Source organism: Nocardia sp. NBC_01009, assembly GCF_045208035.1.
Classification (GTDB): domain Bacteria; phylum Actinomycetota; class Actinomycetes; order Mycobacteriales; family Mycobacteriaceae; genus Nocardia.
This window is the reverse complement of sequence record NZ_CP108695.1, coordinates 2,493,083-2,505,979: the sequence shown is the minus strand read 5'-3', so window position 1 is coordinate 2,505,979 and position 12,897 is coordinate 2,493,083. Positions and strand designations below refer to the sequence as shown.

Annotated in this window: 15 protein-coding genes; 7 read left to right on the top strand and 8 right to left on the bottom strand. The window is 67.8% G+C overall.

Annotated elements, in window-relative coordinates; all coding sequences use genetic code 11:
- Positions 1 to 61: 61 nt before the first annotated feature.
- The gene (locus OHA42_RS11085) at positions 62 to 1,264 is read left to right on the top strand and encodes a benzoate/H(+) symporter BenE family transporter (RefSeq protein ID WP_406239281.1); all 1,203 of its coding nucleotides are present in this window, start codon (positions 62 to 64) and stop codon (positions 1,262 to 1,264) included.
- A 4-nt stretch (positions 1,265 to 1,268) separates the two neighbouring features.
- Here the strand turns inward: OHA42_RS11085 and OHA42_RS11080 are convergent, their stop codons facing one another.
- The 5 genes from OHA42_RS11080 to pdhA form a co-directional block, all read right to left on the bottom strand.
- The gene (locus OHA42_RS11080; protein WP_406236669.1) at positions 1,269 to 1,763 is read right to left on the bottom strand and encodes a nucleoside 2-deoxyribosyltransferase domain-containing protein; all 495 of its coding nucleotides are present in this window, start codon (positions 1,761 to 1,763) and stop codon (positions 1,269 to 1,271) included.
- Between the two features lie 85 nt (positions 1,764 to 1,848).
- On the bottom strand, positions 1,849 to 1,992 hold the full coding sequence (locus OHA42_RS11075; protein WP_406236668.1) for a hypothetical protein: 144 nt from the start codon (positions 1,990 to 1,992) through the stop codon (positions 1,849 to 1,851).
- Between the two features lie 14 nt (positions 1,993 to 2,006).
- A complete protein-coding gene (locus tag OHA42_RS11070; RefSeq protein ID WP_406236667.1) occupies positions 2,007 to 3,371 on the bottom strand; it encodes a dihydrolipoamide acetyltransferase family protein in 1,365 nt (454 codons plus the stop codon).
- A gap of 28 nt (positions 3,372 to 3,399) precedes the next feature.
- Positions 3,400 to 4,374, bottom strand: coding sequence for an alpha-ketoacid dehydrogenase subunit beta (locus tag OHA42_RS11065; protein WP_406236666.1), 975 nt, complete (start codon positions 4,372 to 4,374; stop codon positions 3,400 to 3,402).
- The gene (pdhA, locus tag OHA42_RS11060; protein WP_406236665.1) at positions 4,371 to 5,483 is read right to left on the bottom strand and encodes a pyruvate dehydrogenase (acetyl-transferring) E1 component subunit alpha; all 1,113 of its coding nucleotides are present in this window, start codon (positions 5,481 to 5,483) and stop codon (positions 4,371 to 4,373) included. Before pdhA ends, OHA42_RS11065 begins: the two co-directional genes overlap by 4 nt.
- Before the next feature lie 145 nt (positions 5,484 to 5,628).
- On the opposite strand from pdhA, the gene OHA42_RS11055 reads away from it, so the two are divergent.
- Both OHA42_RS11055 and OHA42_RS11050 read left to right on the top strand, forming a co-directional pair.
- On the top strand, positions 5,629 to 6,162 hold the full coding sequence (locus OHA42_RS11055; protein WP_328409767.1) for an Lrp/AsnC family transcriptional regulator: 534 nt from the start codon (positions 5,629 to 5,631) through the stop codon (positions 6,160 to 6,162).
- 156 nt (positions 6,163 to 6,318) lie between these two features.
- The gene (locus OHA42_RS11050; protein WP_406236664.1) at positions 6,319 to 7,122 is read left to right on the top strand and encodes an SDR family oxidoreductase; all 804 of its coding nucleotides are present in this window, start codon (positions 6,319 to 6,321) and stop codon (positions 7,120 to 7,122) included.
- A gap of 90 nt (positions 7,123 to 7,212) precedes the next feature.
- Here the strand turns inward: OHA42_RS11050 and OHA42_RS11045 are convergent, their stop codons facing one another.
- Together OHA42_RS11045 and OHA42_RS11040 are read right to left on the bottom strand one after the other, a co-directional pair.
- Positions 7,213 to 7,635: an acyl-CoA thioesterase gene (locus OHA42_RS11045; RefSeq protein ID WP_406236663.1), complete on the bottom strand. Its 423-nt coding sequence runs from the start codon at positions 7,633 to 7,635 to the stop codon at positions 7,213 to 7,215.
- The gene (locus OHA42_RS11040) at positions 7,632 to 8,597 is read right to left on the bottom strand and encodes an AraC family transcriptional regulator (protein ID WP_406236662.1); all 966 of its coding nucleotides are present in this window, start codon (positions 8,595 to 8,597) and stop codon (positions 7,632 to 7,634) included. Before OHA42_RS11040 ends, OHA42_RS11045 begins: the two co-directional genes overlap by 4 nt.
- Before the next feature lie 80 nt (positions 8,598 to 8,677).
- On the opposite strand from OHA42_RS11040, the gene OHA42_RS11035 reads away from it, so the two are divergent.
- The gene (locus OHA42_RS11035) at positions 8,678 to 9,526 is read left to right on the top strand and encodes an NAD(P)H-binding protein (protein ID WP_406236661.1); all 849 of its coding nucleotides are present in this window, start codon (positions 8,678 to 8,680) and stop codon (positions 9,524 to 9,526) included.
- Positions 9,527 to 9,724: 198 nt separating this feature from the next.
- The gene (locus OHA42_RS11030; protein ID WP_406236660.1) at positions 9,725 to 10,960 is read left to right on the top strand and encodes an MFS transporter; all 1,236 of its coding nucleotides are present in this window, start codon (positions 9,725 to 9,727) and stop codon (positions 10,958 to 10,960) included.
- Between the two features lie 25 nt (positions 10,961 to 10,985).
- Here OHA42_RS11030 and OHA42_RS11025 read toward each other — a convergent pair whose 3' ends face one another.
- Positions 10,986 to 11,903: a TIGR03620 family F420-dependent LLM class oxidoreductase gene (locus tag OHA42_RS11025; protein ID WP_406236659.1), complete on the bottom strand. Its 918-nt coding sequence runs from the start codon at positions 11,901 to 11,903 to the stop codon at positions 10,986 to 10,988.
- An 88-nt stretch (positions 11,904 to 11,991) separates the two neighbouring features.
- Here OHA42_RS11025 and OHA42_RS11020 point away from each other — a divergent pair, with 88 nt between their 5' ends.
- Together OHA42_RS11020 and OHA42_RS11015 are read left to right on the top strand one after the other, a co-directional pair.
- The gene (locus tag OHA42_RS11020; RefSeq protein WP_406236658.1) at positions 11,992 to 12,531 is read left to right on the top strand and encodes a TetR/AcrR family transcriptional regulator; all 540 of its coding nucleotides are present in this window, start codon (positions 11,992 to 11,994) and stop codon (positions 12,529 to 12,531) included.
- Between the two features lie 41 nt (positions 12,532 to 12,572).
- Positions 12,573 to 12,818, top strand: coding sequence for a hypothetical protein (locus tag OHA42_RS11015; protein ID WP_328409751.1), 246 nt, complete (start codon positions 12,573 to 12,575; stop codon positions 12,816 to 12,818).
- The last annotated feature ends 79 nt before the right edge of the window (positions 12,819 to 12,897 follow it).

Below are 12,897 nucleotides of genomic sequence, written 5' to 3'. Positions count from 1 at the left end.
AGAGCCGACCAGTTCGAGCAGGTCCCCCGAGCTGACCAGTTCGAGCGGGTCACCCGAGCCGATAGGGTGGCCCGAGGCCGAGGGAGGGTCCACCGAAACAGGGCTCGCACACCCGCTCGGGGCCGGGGTGGTCACCGCTCTGGTCGGGTTCACCAGTTCGTTCGCGGTCGTGCTCGGTGGTTTGACCGCCGTCGGCGCCACCTCGGCGCAGGCGGCGTCGGGACTGCTCGCGATCTGTGTCACCCAAGCCGTCGGCATGATGTTGCTGAGCTATCGGTATCGAATGCCGATCACGCTGGCGTGGTCGACGCCGGGGGCCGCGCTACTCGCGAGCACCGGCGCGGTGGCGGGCGGCTGGGCCGCGGCGGTCGGCGCGTTCGCCCTCGCCGGTGTGCTGATCGTGATCACGGGATTGTGGCAGCGGCTCGGCGGGCTGGTTGCCGCGATTCCGGTGGAGATCGCACAGGCCATGCTGGCGGGGGTGCTCTTGCCCCTGTGCCTGGCTCCCGTGAAAGCGGTGCAGACCAGTCCGGCGGTGGTGGTTCCGGTGATCGTCGTCTGGCTGGTGCTGCAACGCGTGGCCAAGCGGTGGGCGGTGATCGCGGCGTTCGCGACCGCCGCCGTGGGTGCGGGGATCAGCATCACGGTGCAGCACAAGCACCTCGATCTCGCCGCGATGGCGCCCTCGATCGAACTGACACTGCCGCACTGGAATTGGCAGGCGATGATCGGCGTCGCAATCCCGCTCTACATCGTCACCATGGCCTCGCAGAACCTTCCCGGCATCGCGGTGATGAGTTCCTTCGGCTACAAAGTGCCATGGCGCGCGGCCATGAGCGTGACCGGCATCGGCACCATCCTCGGCGCTCCCGCCGGCGGCCACGCGATCAACCTGGCCGCGATCAGCGCCGCACTGTCGGCCGCACCCGCGGCGCACCCGGACCCCAAACGACGCTGGATCGTGGCCTTCACCACGGGCGTCAGCTACCTGATCCTCGCGCTCGGCTCGGCCGCACTGGTCACCCTGATCGCCACCGCACCGAAGGGCACCCTGGAAACCGTTGCGGGCCTTGCTCTGCTTGCCACCCTGGCCACGGCATTGGCAGGCGCACTGAAGTCGGAGCAGCACCGCGAAGCAGGCGTCGTCACCTTCTTGATCGCCGCGTCCGGCGTCGGCTTCCTCGGCATCGGCGCGGCCTTCTGGGCGCTGATCGCCGGACTGGTGGTCCGGCAGGTCCTCACCCGACGCACGGCTCGGTCCTGAACCCTCAGCGTGCGGATGCGGCGCCGACCACCGCGAGCGCCGAAGTGACTGTGTCCGTCAGGGTTTCGACCACCGGCACCCCATAGCGCCGCGCGGTCGACACCAGGTAGCGGTTGCGCTCCGGGTTCGGGCAATCCGGCGGACACCCGAGGACGACCCGGCCCGAGCGGGCATACAGGCCGAACTCCACGTTGGTCGTGAAGCCCGGCAGCCGCCGAATATCCCGCGGGATCCAGAACAGGATCGCGCTGGCGCTGTCGAGTCCGGCGACCTCCCAGTCGACCTGATCGTCGTAGTCCGATTCCCGCAGCCCGCCCCCGGTTTCCGGAGCAAGCACCAGCAGTGGTCCAGGACCTCGCCAGTGCGCTTCGATGGCGGCTATGGCAGCCGGACGCCAGGACGGCGTGTCGGCGTCCCGTGGCGTCGGGCCGGCGAGGAACACACTCGGCCCGGCCGGGATGGGCTCGCGCGCCCAGATCACAGTGACTCGGTCGTTCATGCGCGTTCCGCCTCCATGCCTTACTTTCGGGGACCGGTCCTATGAGACCACAGGCCTGATCAGCGAGCGGGTAAGTGGTTGCGACTCAGGCGGGGACGGGCACCGGGTCGGATTTCGAGGTCGGTACGCCGCCGGTGAGCAGAATCCGCCCGAAACGTGGCAGCACGCCGAGCACCACCAGGATTACGCCCGCTCGCCGCGGTGACGTGGCGGCTGTGTACCCGTGCATCGGCGAATGTGTGACTACATGCGGCCGAGGAGAGTGAGCGGGTCCTCGAGGAGACCTGCGACGGTCGCGAGGAATCGGGAGGCGAGCTCACCGTCGATCATGCGGTGATCGAAGCCGATGCCGAGGGTGGTGACCCAGCGGACGGCCACCTCGTCGCGGAACACCCAGGGCCGCTTGCGGATCGAGCCGAGGCACAGGATCGCCGCCTCGCCGGGATTGACCAGCGGTACCCCGATGTCGACACCGAACACTCCGACGTTGGTGATGGTGAAGGTGCCACCACGCAGATCGGTGGGCGTCGCGCTGCCCGACCGGGCCGTTTCGGCCAACCATCCGATCTCCTGACACAGCTCGCGCAGACTCAGTGCCTGAGCTTCCTTGAGATTGGGCACCAGCAGGCCGCGGTCGGTGGCTACCGCGATGCCCAGATTCACATAATGCTTGGTGACGATCTCCTGCTTCGCTTCGTCCCACAAGGCATTGATATCGGGGAATTCCGCGAGAGCGGCGAGAACGGACTTGGCAATCAGCGCGAGCGGAGTCAGCGTCAGCCCCTGGAACGACTTCGTGGTGCGCAAGTGGTCGAGCAACTCCATCGATGCGGTGAAGTCGAGGGTGACGAAGGTGCTCGCCTGCGGGATGGTGCGAGCGCTCGCGACCATGGCCGCCGCGGTGCGCTTACGGATGCCGCTGATCGGGGTGCGTTCCTCGCGGGCGGCGGGCCGGATCAGGCCGCCGTGCTGATCGCTGTCCGACCGCGGAGCCGCCGCTGCCCGAGCCGGGGCGCGCGTGGCCGCCGGGCGCGGCTGGGAGACCGGGACGGCGGCGCGGACATCCTCGACGGTCACCGCGCCGTCAGGTCCGGAACCCGCGACATACCAGAGGTCTATCCCGAGTTCGCGGGCGAGCCTGCGGGCCGCTGGTGTCGCCGCGGCTCGGGCGGTCTGCGGCACCGGTGCGACCGTATTATCCTGCGGCGCATCGGGTTCCACTGCGGCGGGAGCAGGCCTGCGGCGACGGGAAACCGTTTCCCCTTCAGGACCGTAGCCGACGAGCACGGCGGTGCGTCCGGTGCCGTTCGCCGAACTGTCCGGCACCGAGTTGTCTTGTTCTGCGGCGGTCGGCGCGGGAGCATCCGCCTCGGTACGCACGCGGATCAGTGGCGCGCCCACCAGCACGGTGTCGCCCGGCTGGGCGAGCAGCTCGACGACCGTCCCCGCGAACGGCGACGGCAACGCGACGACGGCCTTGGCAGTCTCGACCTCCGCGATCGTCTGATTCAACTCCACCGTGTCGCCGATGCCCACCGACCAGGACACCAGTTCGGCGTCCGCGAGCCCTTCACCGAGGTCGGGTAGCCGGAATTCCAGATCTGCCACGGAGGCACCTCTCACTGAGCGGGCGAGGTCAGGCGGCGAGCGAGCGATCGACCGCCGCCAGGATGCGGTCGGGGTCGGGCAGGTGGTGCTTTTCGAGCTTAGCCGGGGGGTAGGGGATGTCGAACCCGCCGACGCGCAACACCGGCGCCTCCAGGTGATAGAAACAGCGCTCGGTGATGCGCGCGGCGATTTCGGCGCCGAGCCCCGCGAAAACCGGCGCCTCGTGCACCACGACCAGCCGGCCGGTCTTGGTGACCGACGCCTCGATGGTGTCGAAGTCGATCGGCGAGAGGCTGCGCAGATCGATCACCTCGAGCGAATGCCCCTCCTCGGTAGCGATTTTCGCCGCGGTCAGTGCGGTCGCCACGGTGCCGCCGTAGGCGACAACAGTCGCGTCGGCGCCGGGTACGCACACTCGCGCCCGGTCCAGCGGGATGTCGTCGGGCGCGGCGAAGTCGACGTCGGCCTTGTCCCAGTAGCGCCGCTTGGGTTCGAAGAAGATCACCGGGTCGTCCAGCGCGATCGCCTGGCGGATCATGAGATACGCATCGGCCGGGTTGCTCGGTGTCACCACCCGCAGTCCGGCGGTGTGCGCGAAATACGCCTCCGGCGACTCCGAATGGTGTTCCACCGAACCGATCCCGCCGCCGAACGGAATGCGAATCGTGAGGGGCGCGATCACCTTGCCCTGTGTCCGAAAGTGAATCTTGGCGACATGCGAGACGATCTGGTCGAACGCCGGATACACGAAGCCGTCGAACTGGATCTCGCAGACCGGCCGAAAGCCGCGCAGCGCCATGCCGAAAGCCGTTCCGATGATGCCGGATTCGGCGAGCGGAGTATCGACGACGCGGTTGTTGCCGAAGTCTTTCTGCAAAGTGTCGGTCACCCGGAACACGCCCCCGAGGTGGCCGATGTCCTCGCCCATCAGCACGACCTTCGGGTCGTCTTCCAGCGCCCGCCGCAACCCGGCGTTGAGGGCGGCCGCGAAGGTGGTGATCATGAGTGGACTCCTTCCTCGTGCACCGCAGCATCGCCGGGATCGCCGGCCAGATACTGCGCGTACTCGCTCCGCTCCTGAGTGATCAGCGGATGCGGGGTGGCATAGACGTGCTCGAACAGCTCCATCGGCGCCGGATCGGGCATATCGATCGTCGCGGATCGCACTTGATGCGCGACCTCGTCGGCATGGGCGGCGACTCGCCGCTCGAATGCCTCGTCCCACAGCGACTCCCGTTCCAGCAGCTTGCGCAGCCGGTCGATCGGGTCGCGGCGCTTCCACTCCTCGGTCTCGGCGGCGGAGCGGTAGCGGGTGGGATCGTCGGCGGTGGTGTGCGGGCCCATGCGATAGGTGATGGCCTCGATGAACGACGGGCCGCCGCCCGACCTGGCCCGTGCGATGGCCTGCCTGGTCACCGCCAGCACCGCGAGCACATCGTTGCCGTCGACCTGGAGGCCGGGAAGGCCGTAACCGTAGGCGCGGCGCGCGATCGGCGTCGCGCTCTGGATGCGCACCGGGGAGCTGATCGCCCAGTGGTTGTTCTGGCAGAAGAACACCACCGCCGCGCTCCAGCTCGCGGCGAAGCCGAGTGCCTCGGCGAGATCGCCCTGGCTCGTTGCGCCGTCGCCGAAATAGGCGATGGTCGCGATTTCCGCGCCCTCGAGGTGGGCGGCGTAGGCGTAGCCGGTCGCGTGCAGACCCTGTGAGCCGACGATGATGTTCGGGTTGGTCATCTTCACCGCGTGCGGATCCCAGCACGAGTGTGCGACGCCGCGCCACAGCCGGGTCAGTTCGGTGGGATGGACGCCGCGGCAGTAGGCGACGGCATGCTCGCGGTAGCTGCAGAACGCGTAGTCGTCGGGGTGCAGTGCCCGCGCCGAGCCGATCTGGGCGGCCTCCTGGCCGAGCATCGGGGCCCACAGTCCGAGTTGGCCCTGGCGTTGCAGTGCGGTGGCCTCGATATCGATCCTGCGGGTGACGACCAGATCTTCGTACAGGTCGCGCAGCTGCTCGGGCCCGATATCGGCGACCAGCGCGGCATACTCCCGGTCGAACACGCGACGGCCGTCGGGCTGGATCAATTGAATGGGATACGCAGACTTGTCTGGCATCGTGATCGCCTCCTCACCACGGGCGCCGAGCGCGTGTGTCCTATATCACACAGCATGCCTCAGATGTCGATCTGCGCAAGCGTTCGACACACGAGTGAGCAGAATGCCCAATTCCAGCAGGGCAACCAATGTCATACTGCGTTGTATGTCCAGTAGAGAACCCGTCGACGCCACCCTGGACGCCACCGATGCGCGGCTGCTGCTGGAGCTCGTCGCCAATCCACGCGCGACCGGTGTGGAGCTGGCCACCCGGCTCGGGCTGTCCCGCAATACCGTGCAGGCTCGGCTGTCGCGCTGGGAGGCGAGCGGTGTGCTCGGCAGCTTCGAGCGGCGGGTCCACGCGCGAGCTCTCGGCTATCCGCTGTCGGCCTTCGTCGCGGTCGTCGTCGATCAGCATCAGCTGGATTCGGTGGTCGACGAACTTGCCGAGGTGCCGGAGGTGACCGAGGTGTGCGGCATGACCGGGCCGACCGACCTGACCGTCCGGGTGGTTGCCCAGGACGCGGACGACCTGTACCGGATCGCCGGGCAAATCCTGAAGATCCCCGGCGTGGAACGGACCAATATGGCGCTGGTGATGCGGGAATTGGTCGGGCCGCGTACCGCTCCGCTGCTCGACCGGCTGGCCGGGTCGGGCTCCTACCCGCGGTCGGCGCTGGAACCCGGCATCCGTCCGTAACGACGACGCGCCCGTGTAGCGCAGCGGGACAGCGCCGAGGCGTGGCGGGCGGCCGGGACGAATCCCGCTTTCCAGCAGCGCCTTGCCGCGGCGCCGACCTACGCCACCGCCAATCCCGCGCTGTACGAGGTGGTCGCCGAGTTCTAGGGTGCGGGCATGGAGATTTCGGGCAAGGTTGCGATCGTCACCGGAGCAGGTGCGGGCATCGGGGCTGCGCTGGCGCGAGGGCTGGCCGCGAACGGTGCGCGGGTGGTGCTCGCCGACCTGGATGCGAACGCCGTCGCGGGCGTCGCCGATTCGATCGGCGCGAGCGCGGTGGCGGTCGGCGGCGATGTTGCCGACGAGCAGACGATCCAGGGGTTGATCGATCGCGCCGCCGCCGAATTCGGTCCGGTGAACCTGTATTTCGCCAACGCCGGAATCGGCGGCGGACCAGGGCTCGACAGCACCGACGCGCAGTGGTCGGCCGCGCTGGAAGTCAATGTGCTCGCCCATGTGCGGGCCGCGCGACTGCTGATGCCCGACTGGCTGGAGCGCGGCAGCGGCTATTTCGTCAGCACCGCGTCGGCGGCCGGACTACTCACCCAAATCGGCTCCGCACCCTATTCGGTGACCAAGCACGCCGCCGTCGGCTTCGCCGAATGGTTGTCGGTCACCTACGGAGACAAGGGGATCCGTGTCAGCTGCGTATGCCCGATGGGCGTCGACACCCAGCTACTCCGCGGCGGGCTCATCCCTGAGGACGCCGCCGCCGGCGAACTCGCCGTCAAAGCCGTCACCACCGCAGGTGCCGTGCTGACACCCGAGCAGGTCGCCGAGGTCATCCTCGCAGGCGTAGACGCCGAACACTTCCTGATCCTCCCCCACCCCGAGGTCCTGAAAATGTACCGCCACAAGGGCGCCGACTACGACCGCTGGCTCGAAGGCATGCGCCGCTTCCAATCCGCCCTACAGAGCTAGCGGTACCGAGGGCAGTCGAATGGTGGTCCCGGAGACCTGCCCCAATTTCATTACCGCCGACAGCCTGAGGGCCCGCGCCTGCCGGAAGGCCTACTCGGTGACGAGCGTGGCGGCAGCAGTTCGGATGACCTCGGGAATCTCTACCGGTTTTCGGGTCTCGGCGTCGACGTAGACATGCACGAAGCTGCCCGTGGCGGCAAGCTCGAGCGCGTCGCCGTCTTCGCGGAAGATCGCCAGGTCATAGGTGATGCTGGAGCGCCCGAGCCGGGAAATGCGTAAGCCGACCTGGAGTTGGTCGGGAAAACTCAGCGACCCGAGGTACTGGCAGGAAGTCTGGGCGACCACACCGAGCGCGGGCAGCTCCCGAATATCGGTGCCGGTGGCCTGAATCAGCCACGCATTGACCGCGGTGTCGAAATACGAGTAGTACGTCACGTTGTTCACGTGCCCGTAGTGGTCGTTATCGGCCCACCGGGTCGGCACCGGCCAAAGGACTGGATACTGCTGGGTCACCCGGCCGACGATAGCTCAGCCGGGGTCGCGCCCTGACGGTGGTCGCGTGGGCTGACGCCGAAGTGGCGTTTGAACGCGGTGCTCAGCGCGAAGGCGCTGCCGTAGCCTACTTGGCGGGCGATCGATTCGATGGTGGCGTCGGACTCCTGGAGATAGTCGGCGGCGAGTGCGAGACGCCATTCGGTGAGGAATGCCATCGGCGGTTCGCCGACCAGGTCGGTGAAGCGGCGGGCCAGCGCGGCCCGCGATACGCCGACCGCCTCTGCCAAGCTCGCCACCGTCCAGCCGTGTGCCGGGTTGTGCTGCAGCAGCCGCAGCGCCTTGCCGACCAGCGGGTCGCTGTAGGCGTGATACCAGGCCGGTGCGTCGTTGCGGGCGAACCAGGCGCGCAGCGCCGCGATCAGCACCAGATCGAGCAGCCGGTCCAGGACCACGTTCTGGGCGGGCTCGTCCTTGGTGGCCTCGTCGACGAGCACGTCGAGCAGCCGGGTGTCGAGGTCGCCGCGCGACAACACGACGACCGGTGGCAGAGCGCGCAGCAGTCGTTGGCTTGCCGCGCCTGCGGACTCGTAAGTACCTGTCACCATCATGGTGGCGCCAGCCGCGTTGGTGCCCCATTGACGTGTGCCGAGACTCAATGTCTCACAAAGGATTTCACCGTCGGGAGTCTTGGTGACATTGCCGGGATCGATATAGATCTGCGGTTCGGTGGCGGGATCGTCCGCGAGTGTGTAGTGGTCGGGTCCTCGGAATATGGCGACATCACCCGCACTCAGCTTCCGTGGCGCGGCAGGCTTTCCACCCGGCTCGGTCATCACCCACGCGGTGCCCCGGATCATCGACACCACCGTCAGCGGGGCCTGGTCCTGAATACGCAGCGACCACGGCGGGTCGAGCAGCGAGCACATGACGAACGCACCTCTGGCGCGTGGACCTTCGAGCAGACTGGCGAGCGCATCCACACGACAACAGTAGACGAATACACATGATCATGAGCCGCTGAACTATGTCCCGTCTCGCGCTGGGCCGATGTACTCGAACCATGACAAACAGCACCGCTCACCAGCACCTCATCCTCGTCACCGGCGGCACGGGCAAGACCGGCAGCCGCATCGTGACCCGACTACGTGCGGCCGGTCATCCGGTCCGGATCGGCTCCCGCACCGCGGATGTTCCGTTCGATTGGGAAGACCGCGCCACCTGGACTCCGGCATTGACCGGTGTCGACGCGGTGTACATCGCCTACCAGCCCGACCTCGCCGTACCCGGCGCACCGGTGGCCATTCGCTCGTTCACCGCCGCGGCCAGGGCCGCCGGCGTCAGAAAGCTCGTGCTGCTGTCCGGCCGCGGCGAACCGGAGGCACTGGAATGCGAGCAGATCGTGCGGGATTCCGGCCTCGACTGGACCGTTGTGCGCTGCAGCTTCTTCGCCCAGAACTTCAGCGAGGGCGCCTTCACCGACTATGTGCTCGCCGGTGAGGTCGCGCTGCCCAACGGTGACGTTCCCGAGCCGTTCGTGCACGTCGACGATATTGCCGACGTGGCTGTCGCCGCGCTCACCGAGGACGGGCACAAGGGCGAGGTCTACGAGCTGACCGGACCGCGCGCGCTGACCTTCGCCGAGGCCGTCGCCGAGATCGCGGCGACAACCGCGCGCGAGATCGCCTATATCCCGCTGTCCCGGACCGATTTCATTGCGGCACTGACCGAATACCAAGTTCCCGCCGATGTGGTCAGCCTGCTCGACTACCTGTTCGGCACGGTGCTGGACGGCAGGAACTCCGCAACCGCGGACGGCGTGCACCGCGCGCTCGGCAGACAACCGAAGGATTTCTCCGAGTACGTCCGGGATGCGGCGGTCTCCGGGGTCTGGAACACACCGGGCCAGTAGGGAATTGGGAAGTCTGTCACCGGGTGGGCGGATCGCGACGGCGCGATCCACCCGCCCGGACCGTAGCGAGCCGACAGTGTCCGGTTCCGACCCGCTACAGCCGGGGCGCGGCGAGTGTGTTGTTGCGGGAACAGCCCGCGACCACGGCCGCGACGCGACCGCTCGCCCCTCGGAACTATCGTCGGTACCGTCGAATCGGTGGCAACCTCGACGATCGACCCCGCGACCCGTATCGCTCGTGCCGCAGTATTTGTGGTGTTCGCGCTGAACGGTTTCCTGCTGGCCATGTGGGTGGTCCACATTCCGGCCGTCACCGATCACACCGGCGTTTCGAAGTCGACGCTGGGCATGTTCATCCTGCTGATGGCAGGCGCGGGCATCGTCGGCATGCGGATCGCCGGCCCGCTCGCGGACCGCTTCGGCAGTCGCACCCTGGTCGGCGTGGCCGCGGCCATCGCGTCGGTCACGGTGCTCGGCCCCGGCCTTGCCAACGGCCCAGTCACGCTGGCTATTGCGCTGGCCTGCTTCGGTTTCGGCAACGGAGCGCTGGACGTGTCGATGAATACCCAAGCGGTACACGTGGAACGCAGCTATGGACGTCCGATCATGTCCGCGTTCCACGCGCTGTTCTCCGGCGGCGGACTCCTCGGATCCCTGATCGGTGCGGCGGCATTGCGCGCAGGTTGGGACGCGCGACCGACCTTGACGCTCGCGGCGGTCGCCGGCTTGATCGTCACCGCCGCGGTTGTCCCGCAACTGCTCCGCGATACCCGATCCGAATCGAGGACTCCCGAACCGTCCACCGCGCCGCCCGACGGCGGCAACCGAACGCAACCGATCGACAGCCCCGGAGCGCAGGCTGGGCAACACCCCAGTCGTGCAGATCAGCGCCGAAAGGTGCTGGCGCTGGCAGCTATAGCCTTCGGCGTGCTGCTCGCCGAGGGCGTGGCCAACGACTGGAGCACGCTGCAGATGCGCGAGCACCTCGGTGTCGACGAGGCCACCGCGGCACTGGCCTACAGCGCCTTCTCGATCACCATGACCGCGGGCCGATTCACCGCGGACCGCATCAGCGGCGCGTTCGGCCGTGTCACGTTGGTCCGCTACGGCAGCGCACTCGCTGCCCTCGGCTTGGGCCTGATCATGGTGTCCGGCTGGGTGCCGCTGTCTTTGCTCGGCTGGGCGATCGCCGGACTCGGCCTGTCCGGCACCGTCCCCCAGATCTTTACCGCGGCAGGAAATCTCGGTACCGACACCGCCGCCACCGACATGTCCCGCGTCTTCAGCCTCGGCTACTTCGGCCTGCTCGCCGGCCCCGCGGTGATCGGCTGGCTCACCGCCCTGGTGCCCCTCACGGTCGCGATGGCCGTCCCATTCATCGCGGTACTCCTATGCTGCCGATACGCGAGTGTTGTTGCTCCGCAACGGAACTGAGTGCTGTCGGCGACAACCTGGCCGGTCACCCGAGAGCTGCCGGTCGAGCAAGCGCAGCCAGCTCCCGCCACTGCGGCAGTGGCAATGCCGCGGGATCTGTCGAGAGCACTTGCAGGCATACGTGATCGGCCCCCGCGTCCAGGTGTCCGCGCACCCGGTCGGCGATCGTGTCCACATCGCCGTACGCCACGATCGCGTCGACGAGGCGTGAGCTCGGCCCGCCCAGGATATCGGCGTCACCGAAACCCAGCCGCCGGATATTGGCCACCTGGTGTGGCGCCGAATCGAGATAGCCCGCGATATGCGCCTGGGCGACCGCACGGGCCCGCATCCGATCGGTGTCGAGGACGACGACCTGCTCGACGCCGAGGAAAGCATCCGACCCGATGATCCGCCGGGCCTCAGCGGTGTGCTCTACGGGCGCGTGGTACGGGTGCGCGCCCCAGGTACGTTCGGCCGCCAACGCCAGCATCTTGGGCCCTAAAGCGGCGAGTACCCGTCGCGGTGGCGGGTCGGGTGCCGGCCCGTACTGCGGAACGGCCTCCATCGCGTCGAGATATCCGCGCATCAGCGCCAATGGTTTGCCGCCCGAGGGAATCGTGTATCCGCCGGCGTCGACCGAACGCCCACCGACCCGCTGGCCGCCGAGCCCGAGCAGGTATCGGCCGGAAAACGCCTCGCCGAGCGCGCGCTCGGCGGTGGCCAGCGCCATCGGATCACGCAGTGCCACATTGGCTATGCCCGCGGCGATCACCATCTTTTCGGTCGCACCGAGCAACAGCCACGCCTGCCCCACGGTGTCACGGCCGAATGCTTCGCCGAACCAGAGGGCACCGTAGCCCAGTTCCTCGATCTCCGCGGCGGCGTCTCGGACCAGTCCCGCCGGTTGTCCGTCGAAGGCGAAGGTCCAGATACCCACGCTGCCGAGTGCCCGTTCCACCATTATCGTCTCCTACCCAATCAAACGGAGAGGTTCTCCATTTACTGCACGGTACGATACGGAGAACTTCTCCGAATAACCAGGGGTGTGCATGCGAGTCGACGCACAACGGAACTACGAGCGGGTGCTCGCCGCGGCTGGCCGCGCGTTCGCCGAAGAGGGCCCCGAGGCATCGCTCAACGACATCGCCCGCCGCGCCGGGGTCGGCCCCGGAACTCTCTACCGGCACTTCCCCAACCGCCAGACGCTGCAGGCGGCCGTGCTGCGCGAGCGGATCGACACGCTGTGCGGATACGCCGAGGAACTGAGTTCGAGCGAGCCGACCTCCGCGCTCACCAGCTGGCTGCGCGCCCTGCTGATCCATGCCCGCACCGATCACGGCCTCGGCGGCGCGGTACTGGCCGGGCCGGTCGAGCTGGGCTTCGACTGCCAGCTGGCCATCCACCAGGCCGGTGCGGTATTGCTTGCCGAGGCCGAGGCAGCCGGTGGAATCCGCACGGATGTCACCATCGACGATGTGATCCAGCTGATTGCGGGCATCGCCTTGGCGGCCCGGCACAGCACCGACCCCGACCAACCCGATCGACTACTTCAACTCGTTCTGGACGCACTGCGGCGACCGCGCGAATAGTGTCGCGCCGCAGCCGGCGGCGACCTCGGTATGTTCGTGGCATGTTCGACAACAACAGACTCGAGCGCAAGATCGAACGGCTCGAACGCAAGCTCGATCTGATCATGAAGCATCTGGGCATCCCCGACCCTGCCGCGACGCTCGGAAACACCGAGATCGATGAACTCATCCTGCAGGGCAAGAAGATCCAGGCCATCAAGCGCTATCGGGAACTCGACCCGAGCGCCGGGTTGAAGGAAGCCAAGGAGGCGGTCGAGGCGCGCGAACACCAGCTCCGGCACCGCTGACGCCGCAGCAGAGTCCATAACGCCGGGAAAGCCCGTCTCCGCGAACGGAAACGGGCTTTCCCGATCCCCGGTGCGGCCT

What these genes read in the sequence shown, in the direction of transcription:
- OHA42_RS11080 (WP_406236669.1), bottom strand. Translation starts at nt 1,763, where the DNA reads ATGAACGACCGAGTCACTGTGATCTGGGCGCGCGAGCCCATCCCGGCC.
- OHA42_RS11075 (WP_406236668.1), bottom strand. Translation starts at nt 1,992, where the DNA reads ATGCACGGGTACACAGCCGCCACGTCACCGCGGCGAGCGGGCGTAATC.
- OHA42_RS11065 (WP_406236666.1), bottom strand. Translation starts at nt 4,374, where the DNA reads ATGATCACCACCTTCGCGGCCGCCCTCAACGCCGGGTTGCGGCGGGCG.
- pdhA (WP_406236665.1), bottom strand. Translation starts at nt 5,483, where the DNA reads ATGCCAGACAAGTCTGCGTATCCCATTCAATTGATCCAGCCCGACGGC.
- OHA42_RS11055 (WP_328409767.1), top strand. Translation starts at nt 5,629, where the DNA reads ATGTCCAGTAGAGAACCCGTCGACGCCACCCTGGACGCCACCGATGCG.
- OHA42_RS11050 (WP_406236664.1), top strand. Translation starts at nt 6,319, where the DNA reads ATGGAGATTTCGGGCAAGGTTGCGATCGTCACCGGAGCAGGTGCGGGC.
- OHA42_RS11035 (WP_406236661.1), top strand. Translation starts at nt 8,678, where the DNA reads ATGACAAACAGCACCGCTCACCAGCACCTCATCCTCGTCACCGGCGGC.
- OHA42_RS11025 (WP_406236659.1), bottom strand. Translation starts at nt 11,903, where the DNA reads ATGGTGGAACGGGCACTCGGCAGCGTGGGTATCTGGACCTTCGCCTTC.
- OHA42_RS11020 (WP_406236658.1), top strand. Translation starts at nt 11,992, where the DNA reads ATGCGAGTCGACGCACAACGGAACTACGAGCGGGTGCTCGCCGCGGCT.
- OHA42_RS11015 (WP_328409751.1), top strand. Translation starts at nt 12,573, where the DNA reads ATGTTCGACAACAACAGACTCGAGCGCAAGATCGAACGGCTCGAACGC.